6 protein-coding genes are annotated in these 3,329 nt (G+C 38.6%); all 6 read right to left on the reverse strand.

Going from position 1 to position 3,329, the window contains the following annotated elements; translation table 11 throughout:
• Positions 1-883 (reverse strand): ATP-binding protein (locus DW826_RS17615; protein WP_242994149.1); only part of this gene is annotated, 883 nt, incomplete at its 3' end.
• A gap of 284 nt (positions 884-1,167) precedes the next feature.
• Entirely contained in the window at positions 1,168-1,392 is a 225-nt protein-coding gene (locus DW826_RS17625; RefSeq protein WP_015553412.1) for a DUF3791 domain-containing protein, read from the reverse strand.
• 40 nt (positions 1,393-1,432) lie between these two features.
• Positions 1,433-1,876, reverse strand: a complete 444-nt coding sequence (locus DW826_RS17630) for a GNAT family N-acetyltransferase (RefSeq protein ID WP_055191805.1) — start codon at positions 1,874-1,876, stop codon at positions 1,433-1,435.
• Positions 1,877-1,908: 32 nt separating this feature from the next.
• Complete coding sequence (locus tag DW826_RS17635) at positions 1,909-2,106, reverse strand: zinc ribbon domain-containing protein (RefSeq protein WP_117553326.1); 198 nt, start codon at positions 2,104-2,106, stop codon at positions 1,909-1,911.
• 26 nt (positions 2,107-2,132) lie between these two features.
• On the reverse strand, positions 2,133-2,765 hold the full coding sequence (locus tag DW826_RS17640) for a GyrI-like domain-containing protein (RefSeq protein WP_117553327.1): 633 nt from the start codon (positions 2,763-2,765) through the stop codon (positions 2,133-2,135).
• Positions 2,766-2,810: 45 nt separating this feature from the next.
• Positions 2,811-3,311, reverse strand: coding sequence for a hypothetical protein (locus DW826_RS17645; protein ID WP_002594812.1), 501 nt, complete (start codon positions 3,309-3,311; stop codon positions 2,811-2,813).
• Positions 3,312-3,329: the final 18 nt, after the last annotated feature.

Consider the following 3,329-nt stretch of genomic DNA (forward strand, 5'->3'; position numbering starts at 1 on the left):
TAATGCCTTGGTAATTGCCTCCGGCAAATTCATCGGTTCTCGAAACATACTTCGGATAGTTATCCCGGATTTCCAGTAGCCGTTCATATTCACGTTTTTCTGTCTTCTCGGATTTGATCTCCTGCGTGACCTGCACATACAACCGGTCATTTTGCTTCTGCGCCACAAAATCGACCTCACCGTCCGGTGTCTTCCCAATCGTCACGGTATAGCCTCGTCTACAAAGCTCCAGATACACCACATTTTCCAGACTGGAAGCGACGCTGTCCGGTGTATAGCCCAGCACGCTGTAACGCAAAGCAGTATCGGCAAGATAAAACTTCTCCTGCGTTTTCAGAATCTCCTTTCCGCGCAGGTCATAGCGAGAACAACGATGAAGGAGATATGCTTTCTCCAGCTTTTCCAGATAGCTATACACTGTTTCATTGTCGATAGCATGATTTACTGATTTCAGATAATTCGAAATTGATTTTGCAGAGAATGAATTTCCCACATTCGCAAATGTGTACCGAACCACCCGTTCCAGCTGGTCGATCTTACGAATCTGGTTTCTCTTTACGATATCTGAGAAAATCGTGGAATTATAGATATCCCGGACAATCGTATAAACCTCATCCTGTGAATACTCTCGCAGGTGTGTTGCAGGGAAGCCACCCAAGCGGATATAGTCTGCCAGTTCAGCATGGATATCCTTTACCTGTGTATACTGCTTCTTGAATTCCAGATATTCCTGAAAAGAAAGCGTATAGATCCGAAAGGAAACATATCGTCCGGTCAGGTAAGTCGCTATTTCCGAAGACATCATTCTGGAATTGGAGCCTGTTACATAAAAGTCAACATCATAATCTGTTCGATGAACATTTTTTCTTTCGATGAGCTGCAATACAATGTAACCAGTCTACATCTGCATTTTCAAAAATATGCATTGCAAGATTTCCTGAAAGTTTGAATTCAAAAGTCGAAATATATCCGAACTTCTGTCCCTCTTCAATTGTTCCTGTTGCGATTGCTTTGGCTATTGAGGTTCTTAGAAAACTTTCTGCCTGCTCCTTGGATGTGGTTAAATAAAATCCCTACCCAAAATCTTTTCTCTTTGCACATTTGACAAGATCTGGCTCTTTTACTTCACAATAGCTTCCATGATAGAGAACAAATCCAGCTTTTAACTCAAGCACTAATCTCTATCCCCTTTCCTTGCAAAAATTCAGTAATATCTTCAAGCACAGCTTCATCGCCTTCACAATGAAAAATCCCATAACATTTTTCTATATATCCAAGTACATCAGCCTCTTTAAACAAGTGTATAATCTGTTCAACAGGTAAATGCCACTCTTCTGAAGCAAGCCGGATTAATCTTGTTTGCATGAAAGTAATCTCTGTTTTCTCACTCATAATGAATTCTCCTTGATTTCTTGGTCAATAAAACTGGAAGTTATAAACATCTTTGCAAATATATCATATCTATCAACTGTACACCGCCCTCATAAATTGGGTGGTCATAATTGTCCGTAAAGAAATTCGGAATATTGTGAGAGCGGACAAATCCGCATTTTTCATAAAACGGTATGGTTAACGGGCTGTCACCTGTTCCAACCTGCAAAATAGAATATTCATCTGCATATTTACTTGCAAGGAAGTCAATCAATGCTTTCCCATAGCCCTTTCCCTGATTTTCCGGATCGACTGCGATATTCTTGATTTCAAGTATTTCGTTACCTTCATCGGTGACAACACATTCAGCTTTTACATTACCATCTTCAAGTACATACATAGTACCTTTTTCAAGATAGTGATCAACCATGCTCTCCTGTTCATCAGCTAATAACAATAATGATATAAATTGCTTTTTATTTTCGTTCACTTCTCGGATTTTCATATCCATTACTCCGTCAAACTGGAAGTTATCGCCTAATCTTTTAAATTAGTTAAATCCTCTATGTACATTTCTGTATAACCGCACTCTGGGCAGACTGCAACTTTTACATCATCTATAATTGTTGCCTTTTGCTTTTCATCTACACGAACAACAATCCCATAGCCACCACCATTTACTTTAAGCCTTAAATCTGATACCATAACTTTTCCGCATTTTACACATTTTCTCATTGTTTACCACCTCCAAATGTATAATTTTACGCTTTCTTAATTGGATGTCTAATTACAGTTTTCCATTTTTCTGGGGCAACCTTTCTTGCATCAGACATATAAATCTCGTGGTGCAACCTATCTTTGCTAATATCATTAACATATCCATTTTGTTCTAAATAAGTATCCATAAGCGCAACAGTTGCTGGCTCATTATCAAAAGAACCTATATGCATAATTTGAACGCATAATCCCTCATCAATCGTAAGATACTCTGCTGACGAACAATCAAGTTTCTTCTTTTTCGTTGCTGTTTCTACCGCCCAGTCAAAATCAGCTTTAGAAATGAAATCAGGCAAACGGATAACAGAAATCCAGCTGAAAGCAGACTTATTTGTATAATCTACACTCTCGACATCATCCTGCCACCAAAAACCTTCCAATGGCGGAACAACATATTCAAAAAATCCTTCAATTTTATAATCAGTCTTGTAACTCATTTTTAATGTGTATGCAACAGCATATAGAACACTGATTGCTTGTTGATATGCTCCGCCTTCTTCATTTGGATTGCCTTTTCCTCTAACTGCAATATAATTTGCCTTAGGTACATTTACAATCTCTGGTTTGTTCTTCGGCATATAGAATTCTTTATACTCTTTTTTAAAATCAAAAGCCATAATAACCTCCAAAATTCCGATTTTCTCAATTCTCCAAACTTGAATTTATTTTGGCAAATCATCTTCCGCTTTAAAATTCACATTACTGTCATCGATCGAGATTGTGATCGTGTAGTTATAGATTATACCATCTTCTGTTTCCAGCTTAAATGTTACCGCACCACCTCCGAGATACTGAAAATCAGGTTCGTCAGACATTCTTGCATATGTGCCATACTGTTGAAAGTATCCGTCTGCATCAAAGAACGCAACATTGCTTGTTTGCTCCTTATCGTTCCGGAAGAGTACTGCACCAACACGGTCACTAGCATGATCTGGAATTAAAACACAGTCTATGTATTCCCAATCTGTTTCTTGCACAAGAGAGAACATCGACACAATATCTTGTTCAGACCAGATTTTTCCTCCATTCAGATTACTGATATCTGTATTCTGAACCGGATTGCTGGCAGAATCTGATGTTTCTGGCATGGCGTCTTTGCTGCTGCAGGCGGACATTCCTAATACACAAACCGTCATGAAAATAAAAAGCAATGCTCTCTTCATATGAACACCTCCTCAAAT

Source organism: Clostridium sp. AM34-11AC (genome assembly GCF_003435375.1).
Taxonomy (GTDB): domain Bacteria; phylum Bacillota; class Clostridia; order Lachnospirales; family Lachnospiraceae; genus Pilosibacter; species Pilosibacter fragilis.